Source organism: Streptomyces sp. RK62, from assembly GCF_018070255.1.
Lineage (GTDB): Bacteria > Actinomycetota > Actinomycetes > Streptomycetales > Streptomycetaceae > Streptomyces > Streptomyces nigra.
In genome coordinates this window covers 209,698-228,984 of record NZ_JAGPYD010000003.1, presented here as the reverse complement: position 1 = coordinate 228,984, position 19,287 = coordinate 209,698, and the positions used below count along the sequence as shown (strand labels likewise).

17 protein-coding genes are annotated in these 19,287 nt (G+C 73.0%); 8 read left to right on the top strand and 9 right to left on the bottom strand.

Annotated features, from left to right (window positions below; translation table 11 throughout):
* Positions 1-55: 55 nt before the first annotated feature.
* Positions 56-1,636: an alpha/beta fold hydrolase gene (locus tag KBY32_RS07425; RefSeq protein ID WP_210979315.1), complete on the bottom strand. Its 1,581-nt coding sequence runs from the start codon at positions 1,634-1,636 to the stop codon at positions 56-58.
* 269 nt (positions 1,637-1,905) lie between these two features.
* Between KBY32_RS07425 and KBY32_RS07420 the strand changes: the two genes are divergently transcribed.
* Both KBY32_RS07420 and KBY32_RS07415 read left to right on the top strand, forming a co-directional pair.
* Positions 1,906-2,589 carry a chaplin gene (locus tag KBY32_RS07420; RefSeq protein ID WP_164492253.1) on the top strand — a complete coding sequence of 228 codons (684 nt, stop codon included), beginning with the start codon at positions 1,906-1,908 and terminating at the stop codon, positions 2,587-2,589.
* Between the two features lie 168 nt (positions 2,590-2,757).
* Positions 2,758-3,612: a GNAT family N-acetyltransferase gene (locus KBY32_RS07415; protein ID WP_210979314.1), complete on the top strand. Its 855-nt coding sequence runs from the start codon at positions 2,758-2,760 to the stop codon at positions 3,610-3,612.
* On the opposite strand, the gene KBY32_RS07410 is transcribed toward KBY32_RS07415, so the two are convergent.
* The 3 genes from KBY32_RS07410 to KBY32_RS07400 all read right to left on the bottom strand — a co-directional run bounded on the left by KBY32_RS07410 (position 3,609) and on the right by KBY32_RS07400 (position 9,250).
* Positions 3,609-4,337, bottom strand: coding sequence for a class I SAM-dependent methyltransferase (locus KBY32_RS07410; protein ID WP_210979313.1), 729 nt, complete (start codon positions 4,335-4,337; stop codon positions 3,609-3,611). The genes KBY32_RS07415 and KBY32_RS07410 overlap by 4 nt on opposite strands.
* A gap of 7 nt (positions 4,338-4,344) precedes the next feature.
* Positions 4,345-8,634: an aminotransferase class I/II-fold pyridoxal phosphate-dependent enzyme gene (locus KBY32_RS07405; protein ID WP_210979517.1), complete on the bottom strand. Its 4,290-nt coding sequence runs from the start codon at positions 8,632-8,634 to the stop codon at positions 4,345-4,347.
* A 130-nt stretch (positions 8,635-8,764) separates the two neighbouring features.
* On the bottom strand, positions 8,765-9,250 hold the full coding sequence (locus KBY32_RS07400) for a nucleoside deaminase (protein WP_210979516.1): 486 nt from the start codon (positions 9,248-9,250) through the stop codon (positions 8,765-8,767).
* 143 nt (positions 9,251-9,393) lie between these two features.
* On the opposite strand from KBY32_RS07400, the gene KBY32_RS07395 reads away from it, so the two are divergent.
* Positions 9,394-10,173, top strand: a complete 780-nt coding sequence (locus KBY32_RS07395; protein ID WP_210979312.1) for a GNAT family N-acetyltransferase — start codon at positions 9,394-9,396, stop codon at positions 10,171-10,173.
* A gap of 78 nt (positions 10,174-10,251) precedes the next feature.
* On the opposite strand, the gene KBY32_RS07390 is transcribed toward KBY32_RS07395, so the two are convergent.
* The 4 genes from KBY32_RS07390 to KBY32_RS07375 all read right to left on the bottom strand — a co-directional run bounded on the left by KBY32_RS07390 (position 10,252) and on the right by KBY32_RS07375 (position 14,193).
* Entirely contained in the window at positions 10,252-10,515 is a 264-nt protein-coding gene (locus tag KBY32_RS07390) for a GlsB/YeaQ/YmgE family stress response membrane protein (RefSeq protein WP_055619720.1), read from the bottom strand.
* 185 nt (positions 10,516-10,700) lie between these two features.
* Positions 10,701-11,141 carry an SPW repeat protein gene (locus KBY32_RS07385; RefSeq protein ID WP_210979311.1) on the bottom strand — a complete coding sequence of 147 codons (441 nt, stop codon included), beginning with the start codon at positions 11,139-11,141 and terminating at the stop codon, positions 10,701-10,703.
* 128 nt (positions 11,142-11,269) lie between these two features.
* The gene (locus KBY32_RS07380; RefSeq protein WP_210979310.1) at positions 11,270-12,640 is read right to left on the bottom strand and encodes a deoxyribodipyrimidine photo-lyase; all 1,371 of its coding nucleotides are present in this window, start codon (positions 12,638-12,640) and stop codon (positions 11,270-11,272) included.
* Between the two features lie 26 nt (positions 12,641-12,666).
* Positions 12,667-14,193, bottom strand: a complete 1,527-nt coding sequence (locus KBY32_RS07375; RefSeq protein ID WP_210979309.1) for an SDR family oxidoreductase — start codon at positions 14,191-14,193, stop codon at positions 12,667-12,669.
* Positions 14,194-14,457: 264 nt separating this feature from the next.
* Between KBY32_RS07375 and KBY32_RS07370 the strand changes: the two genes are divergently transcribed.
* Complete coding sequence (locus KBY32_RS07370) at positions 14,458-14,625, top strand: hypothetical protein (RefSeq protein ID WP_164492252.1); 168 nt, start codon at positions 14,458-14,460, stop codon at positions 14,623-14,625.
* 24 nt (positions 14,626-14,649) lie between these two features.
* On the opposite strand, the gene KBY32_RS07365 is transcribed toward KBY32_RS07370, so the two are convergent.
* The gene (locus KBY32_RS07365) at positions 14,650-15,717 is read right to left on the bottom strand and encodes an acyl-CoA dehydrogenase family protein (protein WP_210979308.1); all 1,068 of its coding nucleotides are present in this window, start codon (positions 15,715-15,717) and stop codon (positions 14,650-14,652) included.
* Between the two features lie 99 nt (positions 15,718-15,816).
* On the opposite strand from KBY32_RS07365, the gene KBY32_RS07360 reads away from it, so the two are divergent.
* The 4 genes from KBY32_RS07360 (at position 15,817) to KBY32_RS07345 (ending at position 19,219) form a co-directional block, all read left to right on the top strand.
* A complete protein-coding gene (locus tag KBY32_RS07360; RefSeq protein WP_210979307.1) occupies positions 15,817-16,173 on the top strand; it encodes a YciI family protein in 357 nt (118 codons plus the stop codon).
* Positions 16,170-17,366 (top strand): RNA polymerase sigma factor, encoded by a 1,197-nt coding sequence (locus KBY32_RS07355; protein WP_210979306.1) that lies wholly within the window; start codon positions 16,170-16,172, stop codon positions 17,364-17,366. Before KBY32_RS07360 ends, KBY32_RS07355 begins: the two co-directional genes overlap by 4 nt.
* A 200-nt stretch (positions 17,367-17,566) precedes the next feature.
* A complete protein-coding gene (locus KBY32_RS07350) occupies positions 17,567-18,274 on the top strand; it encodes a chitinase (protein ID WP_370592008.1) in 708 nt (235 codons plus the stop codon).
* A 39-nt stretch (positions 18,275-18,313) separates the two neighbouring features.
* Positions 18,314-19,219, top strand: coding sequence for an aldo/keto reductase (locus tag KBY32_RS07345; RefSeq protein WP_210979305.1), 906 nt, complete (start codon positions 18,314-18,316; stop codon positions 19,217-19,219).
* Positions 19,220-19,287 lie beyond the last annotated feature (68 nt).

Here is a 19,287-nt window from a genome sequence, read left to right as displayed (position 1 = left end):
CCCTTCGGGCATTTGGGGCAATCCCTCACCTGGTCGGGCGCCGCCGGCCGGGCGACTACTCGCGCTCCTCGTCGGGCGCGCACGAACTGCCGTCCGGCGGCAGGGTGCCGTACAGCAGGAACGCGTCGACCTTGCCGTGGACGCACTTGGACGAGGCGTAACCGGTGTGCCCGCTGCCCTTGTTGTCCAGGACCACGGCGGGCGAGCCCAGCCGCCGCGCGGTCTCCATGGTCCAGCGGTACGGCGTCGCCGGGTCGCCGCGGGTGCCCACGAGCAGCATCTTCGGCGTGTCCAGGTCCTTGACGTCCTCGCGGATGAAGTCCGTGCCCCGGGGGCGGCCGTAGCACATCAGCACCTCGGTCAGCCGGTGCCGGCCGAAGACCGGTGAGGCCTCCTCGTAGCGGGCGCGCAGCCGGTCGAGGCCGTCGGCGATCTGCCGGCCGCCGGGACGGTCGGGGTCGTCGGCGCAGTTGATCGCCATCATCGCCGCGGCGGGGTTGTCGAGCGGGACGTCCTCCGGGTCGGCCAGGTGGCCGTCGTCGTCCCCGGCCTGCGCGCGGCGCGTGGGCGAGGCCCCGCCACCGGCGAACGCCTCGATGGCGTGGGTGCTGCCGTCCTCGACCAGCGTGGCCAGGGCGCGCTCCAGCGAGGGCCACAACTCCTTGCTGTACAGGGCGCTGCCCATCGCGCCGACCAGGTCCTGCCCGGTGAACGGCTCGCCGAACACCGAGGGCACCGGGTCCTTGTCGAGGGAGTCGACGAGCATGACCACATACCGGCGGGCCTGGCGCGCGTCCGTTCCGAACGGGCACGCGACGTCCTGCGCGCACCAGTCGGTGAACTCGTCCAGCGCCTTCTGCTGCCCCTCCGCGCCGGCCACCCCCTGCTCGGCCAACGGCTCCGTCAGGGTGTCCACGCCGTCGAGCACGAACCGTCCGACCTTGTCGGGGAACTGGGCGGCGTAGACCGCGCCGAGCCGTGTCCCGTAGGAGAACCCGAGGTAGTTGAGCTTCTTGTCGCCGAGCGCCGCGCGCATCACGTCCAGGTCGCGCGAGGCGTCGACGGTGCCTATGTGCGGCAGGACCGGGCCCGAGTGCCGGGCGCACGCGTCGGCGGCCTTCCGCAGCGCGTCCAGCACGGCCTCCGGATCGCGGCGGACCTCCGCGTCGTCGTCGGGCAGGTCGATCTGCTCCTTGCCGTCCCCGCAGCTCACCGGGGACGAGCGGCCCACCCCGCGGGGGTCGAACGTCACGATGTCGTAGTCGTCCGTCAGGCTCATGAACTCCTTGCCCGCGCCCGCGAACTGGGGCACACCCGCGCCGCCCGGCCCGCCGAAGTTCACCAGCACCGAACCCTTGCGGTCACCCGTCGCCCGGTAGCGGGCGAGCGCCAGTTCGAGTGTCCCGTCGCGGGGGCGGTCGTGATCCAGCGGAACGGTGATCTTGCCGCACTGCATGTCCTTGGGCATGCCTTCGCCCGGGCACTTGCCCCAGGCGACCTTCTGCTCGTAGAAGCGGGACACGTCGGGCTCGGACGGTCTGCCCATCGGCAGGCCGGTGCCGATCACGGCCAGCCCGACCGCACAGGTGACGGCGCTGCGCCGCAGCAAGGGACGCGTGGACAGCTTTGCCGGCATCGATGCCTCCAGGGACGCCCGTCGCGGTCCGGGGAGCGGCGTCCTCGGCTCACGATAGGCGGCACCCGGAATGGTCGCCTCCGCACGAACGGCGCACCTGTGCGTCGGCCGCCTGTGCGACTTGTGCGGTGATCAGACCGTTTACCCCTAGTTCGACTACCAGGCACTCGATGGGGTGAATGGCCGATAAGCCATAACTCGCATGGATCGCTCGCGTTTTATCCGGTGCGGGCGAGTGCTCGTGACCATGTCTGGAAGGCAGGGACCCTATGAGACGGGTTACCCGAAACGGTGTGATCGCCATCGCTGCCGCCTCGGGCGCGATGGCCGTGACATTCCCGGCTTACGCCGACTCCGCGGCGGACGCCGCCGTGGCCGACTCGCCCGGAGTGCTCTCCGGGAACACCGTCCAGGTGCCGGTGCACGTTCCGGTGAACGTGTGCGGGAACACCGTGAACGTGGTGGGGCTGCTGAACCCCGCCGTCGGCAACACCTGCGTCAACGAGGACGGAGGTGCGAAGAAGAAGGAGAAGGAGGAGGACAGCACGTCCGCCGCGTCCTCGGTGAGCGGGGCGAAGGCGAAGGGCGTCGCGACCGAGTCCGGCGGCATCGGCTCCGGCAACGTCGTGGAGCTGCCGCTGCACGTGCCGGTCAACGTCACCGGCAACAGCGTGAACGTGATCGGCGTCGGCAACGCGGCCATCGACAACGAGTCGGTGAACACCTCGGGCGAGGACACGCCCGCCACCACGCTGCCGGCCCCCGAGCCGAAGGCGAAGCCCAAGGCTCCCGAGGTGCGGTCGATGCCGCCCGCGCACGTGCCGCACGAGGCCGGAGCGGTCCTCGCCCACACGGGTGCGGACGCGGCCGCCCCGCTCGCGGCGGGCGCCACGGCGCTCGTCCTCGGCGGTGCCGTCCTCTACCGGCGCTTCCGCGCCCAGGCGGTGCGCTGACCCCGTCGTCGGTCATCGCGTGAAGGCCCCACCCGCTGGACACGGGAGGTGGGGCCTTCTGTGCGTCACCGGGCCCGGCGTGGCATCGGCTTGATCATGTCGTGACCCGGGCCCCCGGGATCGGCGAGGATGCCGCGTGACCGCACCCCCGTCGAACGGAGCGCCCCCATGGTCCTCGCGGCCCCCACGGACCTCGTCGTCGGCCGGGCAGGACCGGAGGACTGGCCGGTCATCAGCGGCTGGGCCGCCGCCGAGGGCTGGAACCCGGGGCTGTCCGACGGACCCGCGTTCTTCGCGCAGGACCCCGACGGCTTCTTCCTCGGCCGCATCGACGGCGAGCCTGTCTCCGCGATCTCCGTCGTCACCTACGGCCCGGACTACGCTTTCCTCGGCTGCTACCTCGTCCGCCCCGACCTGCGCGGCCGCGGCCTCGGCCTGGCCACCTGGCGGACCGGCCTCGCACACGCCGGGGACCGCACCGTCGGCCTCGACGGCGTCGTCGCCCAGCAGGACAACTACCGCCGCTCCGGCTTCGCCCACGCCCACCGCACCACCCGCTGGACCGGCGTCGCCCCCGCCACCCGGACACCGGACGGCGTCCGCGCCGTACGGCCGGAGGACATCGAGGACCTTCTCGCCTACGACGCCCTGTGCACACCGGCCGACCGGCCCCGCTTCCTGCGCGCGTGGCTCGGCGCCCCCGGCCACCACGCCGTCGTCCGGCGCTCCGGGAGCCGTGTCACCGGGTACGGCGTCGTCCGGCCCGGACACGACGGCCCGCGTATCGGCCCGCTCTTCGCGGACGGCCCCGAGGACGCCCGGGCCCTGTTCGACGCGCTGACCGCACACACCGGCGGCCACGAGGTCGCCGTCGATGTGCCCGAGACCAACCCGGCGGGCGTCGCCCTGGTCGAGGCGGCCGGCTTCACCCCGTCCTTCGAGACGGCCCGCATGTACACCGGGCCGGTCCGCCCGTACGCCCAGGACCGGGTCTTCGGCGTCACCACCCTCGAACTCGGCTAGCGCGCCCGCCCCGCCAGCAGCACCATCCCCGAGTCGCCGTAGTCCGGGAGCGTCGGGTCCGCGTCGATGCGGGTGACGGCCAGTTCGCGGGTGAGCGGGGCGAACACCTCCGACACGATGTCCGGGTCCACGGGGCAGCCCGGCCAGCGGGAGGCCGGGCCGATCCGGTACGTCGGCATGTTCTCCATGAACGCCGCCACCAGATACCCGCCCGGCGCCACGCACCGGACGAACGTCCGGCAGAACGCGGTGAACTCGGCGCGGTCCTCGGTGGCGCCCTCCGCCACGAAGTGCATGGAGGCCAGGTCGTAGTGGCCGGGCCGCAGGTCCCGTACATCGGCGTGCACCACGTGCACGGGGGCGAGCGCCCCGGCCAGCGTGGCCGGCAGGCCGGGGTTCAGCCGGCGGCACAGATCGTGGAACGGCAGCCAGCTGGCGTCCGGCCCGTCCAGGATCTGCTGCTCCAGATAGGCAACGTTGCCCGCGCCGGCCTCCACCGCCTCCACCCGGCGGCTCGCCGCGGCGGCCAGGATCAGCGGATACACGTTCGGTCCCGCGCCGAACTCCACCGAGCGGCCGAGCGAGCGGGGCGGCAGCCGGCGGTAGAACGCCGAGTGGTGGGCGATGACCGCCGCGTCGCAGGGGTGCACCTCGCGGTAGTTCTCCGCGAGGTAGTCGGCCACCGGCCAGCGGTCCCAGTCCACGTCGTCGTTGTGCGTGGTCATGCTCGGCTCAGTCCTTCGGCCGCAGCGGGAAGCGTGCGGAGAGTCGGGTGAGGACGTCGTTCAGCCGGTCGATGTCCTCGTCCGTGTGCAGTGCCGTGAGCTGGACGCGGAAGCCGACCCGGTCCCGGGGGACCAGCGGATAGGCGGCCACCGTCACATAGATGCCCTCCTGCCACAGGAACCGCGCGACCTGCTCCAGGTCGGACGGGTCGGCGAGCGGGATCTCCACGATCGGCAGCCGGTCGCTGTTCAGGGTGCGCACCCCCAGGGCGTCCAGATGGTCCAGGACCCGGGCCGTCAGGCGGTACAGGTCGGCGCGCAGGGCGTCCCCGCGCCGGGCGTTCACATCGAGCCCGGCCATCGCCGTCGCCAGCGACGCCGTGGGCGAGGGACCCGAGTACAGATAGGGGGCGGCCGCCGTCTTCAGCCGGTTCTTCAGATCGGTGGGCAGCGCCAGGAAGGCCAGCAGTGACGAGTACGCCTTGGAGAACCCGGCGGCCAGGACGATCCCGTCGTACGACTCACCGGTGTGCCGTACGACCGCGTTGCCCCGCAGGCCGTACGGGCACGGCTCGACGAGGGAGCGCTCGCCGATGACACCGAAGCCGTGCGCGTCGTCGACGTACAGGGTGGCGCCCCGGTCCCGGCAGACGGCGGCCAGCGTGGGCAGGTCGGGGATGTTGCCGGTCATGCTGTTGACCCCGTCGACGCAGACCAGCCGGGGTGCGCCCGCCGGGGCCGCGGCCAGCAACGCGTCCAGCTCCTCCGGGCGTTCGGCGTGGAACCGGCGCAGGGTCGCGCCCTGGCCGCGGGCCACGGTGCAGCCGTCGTAGACCGTGCGGTGCGCGGTCGCCTCCACGAAGACCTGCCCGCCGTCGGCGAGGACCGGGATCACCGAGGTGTGGATGATGGTCAGCGTCGGCAGCAGCAGGGTGTCCGGGGCGCCCAGCAGTTCCGCGAGCCGCTCCTCGATCCGCGGGTACAGCCGGGGACTGCCCAGCAACCGCGACCAGCTCGGGTGCGTGCCCCACTCCTGCACCGCGGGCTCGATGGTGGCGGCGATCTCCGGGTCCCAGTCGAAGCCCAGGTAGTTGCAGGACGCGAAGTCGATCAGCCAGTGTCCTCGGCTGCGGATCTGCCGGCCGCGGACCTCGTCGAGGACGGCGTCCGTCATCGGGCTGGTACGGCGCAGCCGGTCCAGGTCGCCCTCCCGGGCCACCCTCCGGCCCCGCACCGGCAGGGACCGCCGGTCGCCGTCGCGGCGCCGCTCTCCGGTGCCCGGCGCGGACCGGCCGCCGTCCCGGCGCAGCGCCTGTCGGCTCTCCTCCAGCGTCATCGGCCGGGCGAACAGATACCCCTGGCCGAACCGACAGCCCATTTTGGCCAGCAGGTCCCGCTGGTCGGGCTCCTCGATGCCCTCGGCGATCACCTGGAGCCCCAGGGTGTCCGCGATGTGCACGATGCCCTCGACCAGCGCCACCTGCTGGGCGTCACGCGGGATGTCGTCGATGTACGACTTGTCGATCTTCAGGACGTCGATGGGGAAGTCCCGCAGATAGCGCAGCGAGGAGAAGCCGGTGCCGAAGTCGTCGACCGCGATGTGCACCCCCAGGTCCTTGAGGGACCGCAGCATCGACTGGACCTGGGTGTCCCGGCGCAGCAGCACCGTCTCCGTCAGCTCCAGCTGGAGACTGCCTGGCGCGAGCCCCGGTGTCCGCAGGGCCTGGTCGACCTGCTGCACGAACCCGTTGTCCCGGAACTGCCGGGCCGAGACGTTGACGCTGACATACGGCGGGCGCTCCGCCCCGTGCTCCTGCTGCAGCCCCGCGATGTCATGGGCCGCCTTCTCCAGGACCCATGCGCCGAGGGCGGCGATGTGCCCGGTCTCCTCGGCGAGGCCGATGAACTGCTCCGGGGTGACCGGCCGCTGCGCGGTGCGCGGCCAGCGGGCCAGCGCCTCGAAGCCGACGACGTCGCCCGCGGCGATGTCCACGACGGGCTGGTAGCGCAGCGCGAACTCCCGGGCGGCTACCGCCTTGGCGAGCCGGCTCTGCAGATTGTGGCGTTCGATCATGCGGCTGTGCAGCAGCGGACGGAAGCGGCGCCACTGCCGTTTGCCCGCGGCCTTCGCCGCGTACAGGGCCAGGTCGGCGTGGCCCAGCAGCTCGTCCGCGTCCGTGCTGTCCCGGGCCGTCGCCACGCCCACGCTCGCCGACACGGCCACCGACTCGCCGCCCAGCGCGAAGGGCCGGGTCAGGGTCTGGATCACCTGCGCGGCCAGCAGTTCCGCGTCGAGCGGCTGCCGCGCGTCCTCCATCAGGACGGCGAACTCGTCCCCGCCGAGCCGGGCCGCGGTGTCGGTGCGCCGCAGCGTCCGCGACAGCCGGATGCCGACGTCCTTGAGCAGATGGTCGCCCGCGGAGTGCCCGAGCGTGTCGTTGACCAGCTTGAAGTCGTCCAGGTCGATGAAGAGCAGACAGGTCAGCGACGACTCGCGGCGCCCGCGCAGCAGCGCGCGCTCGATGCGCTCCAGCAGCAGCGTCCGGTTCGGCAGCCCGGTCAGCGAGTCGTGGAAGGCGCGCTCGGTCAGCTCGTGCTCCAGCCGCCGCTGCTCGGTGACGTCCCGCAGCGTGACCACCAGACCGGCCACGGTGCGCTCGTCACGGAAGTCGCTGCACCGCACCTCCACCTCGCACCGGCCGTCCGGATGCCGTACCCACCAGTGGTCGTGGGTGGCCCGCGGGCCGATCTCGCGGACCGCCGCGAGCTGCCGGGCGGCCCGCTGCCGGTCCCTGGGGTCCACGAGGTCCGGCAGCACCCGGCCCACCAGGTCCGAGCTGCCGAACACGGAGGCCGCGGACGGGCTGGCGTACCGGATCACGTCGTCGTCCTCCAGGATCAGGATGACGTCGGACGCGTTGCGCACGAGGGTGCGGAAGTACGCCTCGCTCTCCCGCCGGATGATCTCCTGGCGCAGGACCACGCGCTCCTTCGCCAGACCCGCGTGCGAGGCGAGGATCTCCAGCGAGCTCCGGGTCTCGTTCAGCCGCCCCGGCGGCCCCGCCACCACCAGCACGCCCGGGATGTTTCCGGCCGGGCGGTCGGGCGGCACCATCGGGCAGACCAGCGCGGAACTCAGCCCGTCCAGGCGGGCCGCGATCTCCGGCTCCAGGGTGTCGGTGGTGACCAGCCGGGCGTGGCGCGGGGTGAGCGCCGACGTCTGCTCGGCCGGCAGGAGCAGTGTGCGGTGCCGCACCGCGGGACCGAGCAGCCGGTCGACGGCGGCCTCGCAGGAGCGGACGACCTCCTCCTGCCGGACCGCCGACACCAGCGAGGCACCGGCCGCGCGCAGCGTCAGCTCCCGCTCCACGGCCCGGCGATGCGCCACCACCATGCCGGCCAGACGCAGGATGACCAGCAGGAACAGCGTGGCGGAGAACGCGGCGATGACCGGGACACCGTGCGGCCGGTCCTTCACGCCCTCGATCAGCAGGACGGCCGGGGCGACGAAGGTGGCCACCGCCAGCAGCAGCAGCCGGCGCGGCGGCGGCAGCAGCGACTCGCGCACCGGCTCCGACGCCGTCAGCTCCACCATCGACGGGTGCAGCGCGGCCAGTCCCCAGGCCGCGTAGAAGACGATCCACCCGGAGTCCACCAGGGTGCCGGTCCGCCACTCCTCGTGCAGCTGCAGGATCCCGTACGTGATGTCGAAGCCGAGCAGGGTCACGGTGCCCACGACGAGCAGGGCCAGCGACGCGTTGTTCCGGGTCGTGCCGCTCGGGGTCAGCAGCCGGGCGAGCAGGGCCAGCACGAGCACGTCGCCGAGCGGATAGGCGATGCTGATGGCCCGCTGCTCCCAGGTCAGCCCGTCGATCTCGGCGAGCGGCTGGACGAGGAACACCCAGACGGGCAGCGCCAGTCCCGCGGTCAGGATCAGCGCGTCCACCAGTCCGGGCAGGTCGTGGCCGGTCCAGCGGTAGTGGACCAGTCCGGACAGGCCGATGGCGAACAGCGGATAGGTGACGAGGTAGCAGGCGTCGGCGGGGGAGGGGAACGGATTCTCGACGTGGAAGTACGTCTCCACCACGTTGTAGTACGTGTCCCCGGCGATGAAGGAGAACAGCGCCGCGGCCAGCACCCACCAGGGCCAGCGGTGGGCGGGCCGGTTCACATGCGTGCCGACCAGCATCGCGACGACACCGGACAGACCGATCAGCGCCCACACAGGAGTGAGCGCGTCCGGCACCGTCATGTACACGGCCGTCGCCGCGACGACCAGGGAGCCATAGGCGATCATCAGCCGCCGCGGCGGCGGCCACGACCGGCGACTCGCCCCTTCGGACGAGACCGGGCCCTCCACCTGGTCTGTGTCCATCCTCGATCGTAGGCACCCCCGATCGGCGCCTGCATCTCGGGCGGACGGGCCGTCAGCCGGATCGCCCGTGGAACCGCAGATGCAGGGCCCGGATGTCCTCCGTCAGCTCGGGCACCGGCCCCTCGACGGTCACACCGGGTGCCACCTCGTGCACCGGCAGCGGCCGCACCGGCGCCGGGGGCACGCCCAACTCGGCGAGCCAGCCGCTCAGTTGCTCGGACGAGGCGACGTACACGATCCGTCCCAGGCCCACCCAGGCGTGCGCGGCCGCGCACATCGGGCAGTGCTCGCCGGAGGTGTACACCGTGGCCGCCGCCCGCTCCTCGGGGGACATGTGGGCGGCGGACCAGCGGGCCAGCTCGAACTCCGGGTGCCGGGTGCGGTCACCGGAGGCGACCCGGTTGTGGTCCTCGGCCAGGACGGTGCCGTCCGCTCCCACCAGGACCGAGCCGAACGGCTCGTCGCCCGCGTCCAGGGCCTCGGCGGCCAGCTCGACACAGCGGCGCAGATACGGCAGTTCGGCGTCCTCGACGACCATGGCCGGGTCCTCCTCCAGGAGCGGTTCCGTGCGGTCCTCCATGGTCGCCGACGGACGGGGCCGTGGCACGCCGAGGCCCGGCAGGGGCGGGGCCGCGCGGTAATACACTTGCCGCCGCCCCGGGTTGGTGCTGAGGTGACCGCATGGATCCCGCCGCCGTACTCGCCCTCTTCGACCGCGATCTGCGCCAGGGGGCGCGGCCGGACGGCCCGGACGCCGTCGTGGAGCGGGCAGGACCGGTCGTCCGGCAGGTGTCGCCGGCGCCGGGGTGGAACGGCGTCGTCTGGTCCGCGCTGGACGAGTCGACGGCCGACGCGGCCATCGCCGCGCAGATCGATCACTTCGGTGGCCTCGGGCTCGAGTTCGAGTGGAAGCTGTACGGTCACGACCGTCCCGTCGACCTGGGCCGACGGCTGAGGGGCGCGGGCTTCACGGCGGAGCCGGAGGAGACGGTGATGGTCGCGGAGGCCGCCGCCCTGGACCTGGACGTCCAGCCGCCGGCCGGCCTACGCCTCGTTCCCGTGACCGACGCCGCCGGTGCCGATCTCGTCGCCGAGGTGCACCGCCGGGCGTTCGGCGGCGACGGGGAATCGATCCGGCACCGGGTGCTCGCGCATCTCGCCACGGGCGAGGACACCCTGCTCGCCGTGGTCGCCGTGACGGACGACGGTGAGCCCGTGAGCGCCGCGCGGATGGAACTCGTGCCCGGCACCCGGTTCGCCGGGCTCTGGGGCGGCGGGACGGTCGAGGGCTGGCGGGGCCGCGGGCTCTACCGGGCCCTCGTCGCGTACCGCGCCCGTGCGGCGGCGGACCGCGGCTACCGGTACCTCCAGGTCGACGCCATGAGCACCAGCCGCCCCATCCTGGAGCGGCTCGGCTTCGTGGCGCTGACCACGACGACACCTCATGTGTTCACGCCCTGAGGGCGCCCACGCCGAGGCCCGCGACCGGAGCCGGTCGCGGGCCTGTGCCTCGTGCGCGGTGGGTCGCCGCGCCTGATGTCAGCGGCGGGCCTTCGCCCGGTCCAGTGCGACGACGCCCAGCGCGGCGAGACCGATCTGGATGAGCCACTCGACCCAGTCGACGCCGTCCGTGTCGCCCACGTCCAGACCGGCGGCGATCGCCGAACCGATCAATGCGGCCACGATGCCGACGAGGATCGTCCACAGCACGCCGATGCGCTGGCGGCCCGGTACGACGAGCCGTCCGAGCACACCGATGACGATGCCGATCACAATGGCACTGATGATCCCCGAGATCTCCATGTCGCTCCTCTTCTCCGATCCCCGCATCACGGCGGGCTGTGCCCGCATCACAGCGAGTGCCCCGTGAAACGGCGGACAGTCCGGATCACTTCGAACAGCCTTACGGTCATGGACACGGCCATGGGTACGGAAGGGCCGGCCCGCCGTGCGGACCGGCCCCGGGCGATGTCCCGTCCCTCAGTGCGCTACGACCTGGTGGTGCTCCTTACCGCCGTGCCGGCGCACATCAGACCGAGGACCACGGCCAGCGCACCGATGACGATGTTGTTCACGACCACGCCGGCGTCCGGGCTGTCCCCGACGATCCACGGCGCGATGATCATCCAGACGCCCATCGCGCAGAAGGCCCAGCTCAGGCCGTACATGCGCTCAGGAGCCCGGGTGAACCCGAGGGCCAGCAGACCGATGGCGATGCCCATGATCAGGTTGTGGGTCACCAGCGCGGGCTGGCTCGTCGTGTAGTGGAGTATCCAGGGGGACACGGCGCAGTACAGACCGAGCAGGAACACCGGTCCGTCCAGGAGCGTCACGTCGCGGCCCCCGAGCATGCGGTCGTACCGGTCCCGCATCTCGGATACGTCCGGATGGCTGGCCATGTCACCTCTGGTGTGCGAGACGTCGGCCATGACTCGTCTCCTTCGACTCATGCGCATGACCGCTCGGGGAGCGGTGTGCGATGGATACCACCTTCAACCATTCTGCTCTTATTTTTTCCTTATGTGTAGAGATGGGGTGCTGATGAGGATCGGGCGCTTCAGCGGCCCCGGGCGCGCTTGAAGCGGTCGAGACCCTCGGCGAGCTCGACGACCGGGGCCGGGTAGCCGAGCGCGCCACGGTCGTCGTCGCCGAGCCGCCACGGCTCGTGCACCATGGCGCGCGGCACCTCCGCCAGCTCGGGCACCCAGCGGCGGACGTAACGGCCCTCGGGGTCGTACCGCTTGGCCTGCAGGACCGGGTTCAGCACACGGTTCGGGCGGGTGTCGGTGCCGGTCCCGGCCACCCACTGCCAGTTCAGCTGGTTGTTGGCCAGATCGCCGTCGACCAGCAGGTCCAGGAAGTGCCGGGCGCCGACCCGCCAGTCGACGTACAGCGTCTTGGCGAGGAAGCTCGCCGTCAGCAGCCGCCCCCGGTTGTGCATCCAGCCCTCGTGCCGCAGCTGGCGCATCGCCGCGTCGACGATCGGGTAGCCGGTACGGCCCTCCCGCCACGCGGCGATGTCCCGCTCCGCCTCCCGATCCGGCCGCCAGCGGTCGCCGCGCGTGCGGTAGTCGGCCGTGGCGGCCGCCGGCCGCGCCGCGAGGACCTGCCGGTGGAAGTCCCGCCAGGCGAGCTGCCGTACGAACGCCTCGGCGCCCGCGCCGCCCGCCCGGCGGGCCCGGTGGACCAGTTCGACGGGGGAGAGGGTGCCGAAGTGCAGATGCGGGGAGAGCCGGGAGGTGGCGTCACCGGCGAGGTCGTCGTGCCGGTCCGCGTAGGCGGCCACGCCGTCGCGCAGCCAGGCCGTGAGCCGGCGCCGGCCCTCCTTCTCCCCGCCCGCGGCGAGCCCCTCCGACAGCCCGGACAGCGCGCTCCGCCCGGGCAGCGGCTCGGACCCCACGCCGTCCGGGACGCGCATCGCGCGCGGCGCGCCGAGCGGGTCCCGCATCCGATGGTCCGCCCAGCGCCGCAGATACGGGGTGAAGACGGCGAAGTGGTCGGAGGACGCCGGGGTCACCGCGCCGGGGGCGACGGCGGTCGTCACCGTGTCGTGGACGTGCAGCCGTACGCCCTCGGCCTCCAGGGCCCGGCGCAGCCGCTCCTCGCGGCGCTGGGCGTGGGCGCTGACGTCGGACGCCATGTGCACCTCGTCGGCGTCCGCCTCCGTCACCACCCGGCACACCTGCTCGACCAGGTCGCCCCGGCGCAGGACCAGCCGGCCGCCCCGCTCACGCAGCCCGGCGTCCAGATCGCGCAGACAGTCCGCGAGGAACGCCAGCCGGTTGGGCGCCGCGAACCCGGCGGCGTCGACGGCCGTATCCCGCACGAACAGCGGAACCGTCCCGTCGGTGCCGTCCAGGGCCGCGCGCAGCGGCGGATGGTCGTGCAGACGCAGGTCGCTGGTGAACAGGACGACCGAGACGCTCATGAGGGGTGCTCCCCGGGGGTGCGGGACTAGTGAGAGGCGGTGCGTTCCATCGCGGGCGCGGACGAACCCGCCGCGGCCCGCGCGATGTTGCGGGCCATCCCGCCGAACACGATTGCGTGGAACGGGGACACGCCCCACCAGTACGCGTGGCCCGCCAGCCCGTGCGGATGGAACAGGGCGCGCTGGCGGTAGCGGGTACGGCCGTCCGGACCGGTGAACACGCGCATCTCCAGCCACGCCAGCCCCGGCAGCCGCATCTCCGCGCGCAGCCGCAGCAGCCGGCCCGGCTCGATCTCCTCGACCCGCCAGAAGTCCAGCGAGTCGCCGACCCTCAGCCGCGCGGCGTCCCGGCGCCCCCGGCGCAGCCCCACCCCGCCCACCAGCCGGTCCAGCCACCCGCGCACCGCCCAGGCGAGCGGGAACGAGTACCAGCCGTTCTCCCCGCCGATCCCCTCGATGACCCGCCACAGCGCCTCCGGCGAGGCGTGCACCACCAGCTCCCGGTGATCGCGGTAGAGGCTGCCGCCGGCCCAGTCGGGGTCCGTGGGCAGCGGATCGCTGGGCGCGCCCGGCACCGACGCCGACGACCACCGCGTGGACACCTTGGCGTCGCGCACCCGCCGCAGCGCCTGCCGTACCGCCTCCTCGAAGCCGATGGGATGCCCCGGCGGGTCCGGCACGTACCGGGCGATGTCGTGCTCACGGCATACCACCTCGTGGCGCAGCGACTCGGTCAGCGGCCGTGCGATGGACGACGGCACCGGTGTCACCAGCCCCACCCAGTGGCTGGACAGCCCCGGCGTGAGGACCGGCACCGGCAGGATGAGCCGCCGGCGCAGCCCGGCCACCTGCGCGTAGCGGACCATCATCTCCCGGTACGTCAGCACGTCCGGACCCCCGATGTCGAAGGCCCGGTCGACGTCCGGCGGCATGAGGGCGCTGCCGACGAGGGCGCGAAGCACGTCCCGTACGGCCACGGGCTGGATACGGGTGTGCACCCAGCTGGGCGTGACCATCACGGGCAGCCGTTCGGTGAGGTAGCGCAGCATCTCGAAGGAGGCCGAGCCCGAGCCGATGATGACCGCCGCCCGCAGCACGGTCGCCGGCACCCCGGAGTCGAGCAGGATGCGCCCGACCTCCGCCCGCGAGCGCAGATGCGGGGACAGCTCGTGCTCCGGCACACCGGCCGGGGTGAGGCCGCCGAGGTAGACGATCCGCCGTACGCCCGCCGCGCGGGCCTGCTCGGCGAAGGTGCGCGCCGCCCTGCGGTCGGTGTCCTCGAAGTCCTTGCCGGTGCCCAGCGCGTGCACCAGGTAGTAGGCGACGTCGACGCCCTCCAGGGCGCGGGCCACCGACGCGGCGTCCGTGACGTCGCCGCGCACCACCTCCGCGTCCGGGGCCCACGGGTGGTCGCGCAACCGCTCCGGCGAACGAGCCAGACAGCGCACCCGGTGCCCGGCGGCCAGCAGTTCGGGCACCAGCCGCCCGCCGATGTATCCGGTGGCGCCCGTCACCAGGCACCGCACTCCCTCACCCGCCACGTCGTGTTCCATGCCGTCGGTCGTCCTCACCTGTCGGGGCCTTCGTGAGGACTTCCCCGCCGACGCCTGATCGGGATGCGCCGCGGGACACGTCGTACCCCCGTGCGTGCACGGTTCGTCCGTTCGGGTTGATCCGGCGGGACGGACACCGCTGACCGGGCGGGAAGTCGTGGACATGCTCGTGGCGGGCGGGGGCAGACGGGATGTACCGGGTGGGAGCCGATGATTCGGTTCTCGTCCGATGACAGGGGCAATGGTGTGGAGGTGGCTGCCGGTATGGGCGCGAAGGTGTTGGAGCGGTTTCCCGCGGGGTCGCCGCGCGGATCGTGGCCGGCGGAGGAGTACGCGGCCGAGCGCCGCGCCGAGGGCGAACCGGCGACGGTCGTGATGGACCTGAAGTCCGACGCCTTCCTCGTCGTGGTCCCGGCGGCCGACGAGGACTGAACGCGCCCAGCTGCACGGCTCCGGCTAGGGCTTGCCTGCCGCCAGCACCCCCAGGTGGGCCTCACGCGACGTGGCCGTCTGGCCCTGCACCAGCAGGAACAGGGCCTCCCGCGCGAGGCGTTGGGCCGTACTGGACAAGGAGAGGGAACGGCCCCCGCCGGCCACGACCGCCGCCGTGGTGGCCGTACGCATCAGCTCGGCCGCGTCGATCCGCAGCGCCAGGCGCTCCGCCAGGTCCGCCTCGGTGCCGGGCGCGTCGGCCAGTGCGTAGGCCCGCTCCCGGACCGCCGCCACACGGGCGCGCAACGGCTCGGCCACCTCGTCGTCCAGCAGGGCGAGCGCCGCCTCGGCGATGCCGAACACCGCGGGCGAGGCGCTGACCGTCTTCACCCTGTCCCGCGCCGCCCACTCCTCGTACGGCAGCCGCAGCGCGACGGACTCGAGCGGGAGCCGCAGCCCGTCCAGCTCCAGCGAGACCGTGCGGGACGCCGTGAGTGCCGCCAGCCGCATCGGTTCCGAGGGCCGCAGTCCCGGCTGCTCCCTGGCCTCGGTGAAGGCGAACACCGCTTCGCCGTCCCGCGAGATGCCGGCGAGCAACATCACGTCGTTGAGCCCCCAGCCGGTGTACCAGGGCACCCGCCCGTCGAACCGCAGACCGCCGCGCTCCTCGGTGACCCGCACGGGGGTGCGCGGGTACGCCCGCAGATGCGCGTACGCCACCCCCGAAAGCAGCTCCCCGCGGGCCATCTGGCCGAGCAGGCGCTCCCGCGCCGGGCCCTCGCACGCGGCCAGCGTCGCCACGGGCGTGTGGTGCTGGGTCTGCACGAACCACGTCGAACAGCAGGCGCCCGCGAGAATCTCCGCCGTGCGCCGCGCCACCGCCGTGGGCGCCGCCCAGCCGCCGTACTCGCGTGGGGCGCTCACCCCGAGCAGCCCCGAACGCCGGATCGCCTCGATGTGCCCGGCGGGCACGCCCTCCTGGTCGACGCGTTCGGCCTGCGGGGCGAGCAGATCGGCGGCGAGCCGCCGGGCGCGCTCGACGAGCGGGTGGTCCTGGGTACCGGTGACGGGCGGGCGGTCCTGGCTGCTCATGACGAGAATTCTCGCCGTACGGGTCCGCGAGGTGTCGATCCAGGGGCGTGCCGTTCGTGTAGAGGGTGAGAGACCGGCACGACGCCTCAGGAGGCCGTCATGAAGTACTACCTGCTCAGTGTGATGCAACCGGTCGGAGAGCCGCCCGCCCCGGACGTCCTCGCCGAGATCGGGAAGAACCTCGACGCCCTGAACCAGGACCTGCGCGAGGCGGGGGCCTGGGTGTTCGCCGGGGGACTGCACGGCCCGGAGTCCACCACGGTGCTGCGGCCCCGCGACGGCGACGTCCTGGTCACCGACGGGCCGTACGCCGAGGGCAAGGAGATGCTCGGCGGCATCAGCCTCATCCAGGCGCCCGACCTGGACGCCGCCCTGGAGTGGGGCCGCCGGCTCGCCCTGGCCACCACACTGCCCATCGAGGTGCGGCCCTTCGTCGGCGAGGCCGGGGAGCGGTGACCGGACCGGACGTCGAGGCGGTCTTCCGCGCGGAGTACGGCCGCGCGGTCGCCGTTCTCGTCCGCCTCCTCGGCGACATCGACCTCGCCGAGGAGGCCGTCCAGGACGCCTTCACCACCGGGCTGGAGCGCTGGCCCCGCACCGGCGTGCCGCCGAGCCCCGCGGGCTGGATCATCACCACCGCCCGCAACCGCGCCATCGACCGCCTGCGCCGCGAGGCGACCCGGGACGGGCGGCACGCGCAGGCGGCTCTGCTGCACGCCCCCGACGCACCGCCCGAGGAGGGCCCCGTGCGCGACGAACGGCTCCGTCTGATCTTCACCTGCTGTCACCCCGCGCTGGCGATGCCGGCCCGGGTCGCCCTCACCCTGCGGCTGCTCGGCGGGCTCAGCACCGCGCAGATCGCCCGGGCCTTCCTGGTTCCCGAACCGACCATGGCGCAGCGGCTGGTGCGGGCCAAGGCGAAGATCCGCGACGCCCGCATCCCCTACCGCTTGCCGCGCGACGCCGACCTGCCCGACCGGCTCACGGCGGTGCTGGCCGTCGTCTACCTGATCTTCAACCAGGGCTGTGACGGGGAGCCCGCGCTGTGCGAGGAGGCCGTGCGCCTCGGCCGGCTGCTCGCGGACCTCATGCCGGACGAACCGGAGGTGACCGGGCTGCTCGCCCTGATGCTCCTCGTCGAGTCCCGCCGCGCCGCCCGGCGGGACGAGAACGGCGCGCTCGTCCCGCTCCCCGAACAGGACCGGAGCCGCTGGGACCACTCCCTCGTGGCGGAGGGGCAGGCGCTCGTCCGGCGGTGCCTGCGGCTCGGGCGTCCGGGGCCGTACCAGATCCAGGCGGCGATCCAGGCCGTGCACAGCGACGCGCCGCACGCGACCCGCACCGACTGGGGGCAGATCCGGCAGCTCTACGACCAGCTCACGGCCGTCGCCCCCAGTCCGGTCGTGGCCCTGAACCGGGCGGTCGCGGTCGCCGAGACCGACGGACCGGGCCCCGCCCTCACCCTGGTCGACGCCCTGGACCTCGACGGCTACCGCGTGTTCCACGCCGTCCGCGCCGATCTGCTGCGCCGCCTGGACCGGACCGCGGAGGCCGTACGCGCCTACGAGCGGGCCGTCGAGCTCTCCGAGAGCCCCGCCGAACGGGCCTACCTCACGCGTCGGCGCCGGGAGATCGCCCGGGAGCCCTGACCGCCTTTCCCTCCAGCCGAGTTGACTGGTCTACACCCTTGACTGGTACAGACCAAAGCGGTTGAGTGTGTCCCCACACCCCCCACCACGGCCGCCCCCACGTCGTGGCCGACCTCGTCGGCGCGTGCGCACAAGGCCTCTGATTTGTCATGCCCTTGTCCGGGTGCGGCCGTGCTCTCCGCAAAGGAGCTGATCACGTGCTGAAGCGCCGTCTGGCCGCACTCGTCTCCTCGCTGGCCCTCGGCAGCACCGCGCTGCTGCTCCAGCCCGCCCAGAGTGCCTCCGCCGCCGGATTCGTCGTCAGTGAGGCCCAGTTCAACCAGATGTTCCCGGGCCGGAACTCCTTCTACACCTACAGCGGCCTGGTCGCGGCGCTCAGTGCCTACCCCGGTTTCGCGAACTCGGGCAGCGACACGGTCAAGAAGCAGGAGGCCGCCGCCTTCCTCGCCAACGTCAACCACGAGACCGGCGGCCTCGTCCACATCGTCGAGCAGAACACCGCCAACTACCCGCACTACTGCGACTGGGGTCAGCCGTACGGGTGCCCGGCGGGCCAGGCCGCGTACTACGGGCGGGGTCCGATCCAGCTGTCGTGGAACTTCAACTACAAGGCCGCCGGCGACGCCCTCGGCATCGATCTGCTGAACAACCCCTGGCGGGTGCAGAACGAGGCGGCCGTCGCCTGGAAGACCGGCCTGTGGTACTGGAACACCCAGACCGGCCCCGGCTCCATGACCCCCCACAACGCCATGGTCAACCAGGCCGGCTTCGGCCAGACCATCCGCTCCATCAACGGCAGCCTGGAATGCGACGGCAAGAACCCCGCCCAGGTCCAGAGCCGCGTCGACGCCTACCAGCGCTTCACCCAGATCCTCGGCGTCACCCCCGGCGGCAACCTCTACTGCTGACCGCCCTCCGGGTCCCCTGGCGTGTGCGAGACTCCGCCGATGACGACGGAAACGATCACCGCGCACGCCTCGGGCACCTGGAACCTCGGCGACCTGCCCGTCCACCGCCTCGGCCTCGGCGCGATGCGGCTGACGGGCAGCGCCGCCTTCCACCACGGCGTCCCCAGCCGCAGGGAACGCTCCCTCGACGTCCTGCGCACCGCGGTCGAACTCGGCGTGAACCACATCGACACGGCCGCCTTCTACTTCTCCGCCCTGCGCTCCGCCAACGAACTCATCAACAGCGCGCTGGCGCCGTACCCCGACGACCTCGTCATCGCCACGAAGGTCGGCCCCCACCGCGAGTACGACGGCGAGTGGGGCACCGCCGCCCGGCCCGACCAACTGCGCGGCCACGTCGAGGAGAACCTGCGCCAACTCGGCCGCGACCACCTGGACCTCGTGTACCTGCGCCGGATGCGGCAGGACTCCATCGCCGAGCACTTCGGCGCCCTGGCCGAACTGCGCGAGGCCGGTCTCGTCCGCCACCTCGGCATCTCCTCCGTCCAGCCGCGCCACCTGGCCGAGGCCCGCGCCATCGCGCCCGTGGTCGCCGTCCAGAACCGCTACGCCCTCGACCGCCCCGACTCGAACGCCGACGAACTGCTGCGCCTGTGCGGCGAGTCGGGCATCGCGTTCGTGCCGTTCTACGCGGTGGCCGGGGAGGTGGGGGAGCGGGGCGCGACCGACGCGCACGACGAGGACGTCCGCGCACTCGCCCGGGCGCACGGCGTCACCCCGGCCCAGATCCGCATCGCCTGGACCCTGAGCAGGGGCCCCCACGTCCTCGCCATCCCCGGCACCGGCAACCCCGACCATCTGCGGCAGAACGTGGCAGCGGGCGCCCTCCGCCTGACGGACACGGAGGTGGCCCGGTTGGACGCGGGGCGCCGGCAGGAGGGATAGCGGACGATACCGGTCCGGAAGGGGGGCCGTGCTCGGGAAACGCCCAGCGGATCCAGCCCCCGCCCCGG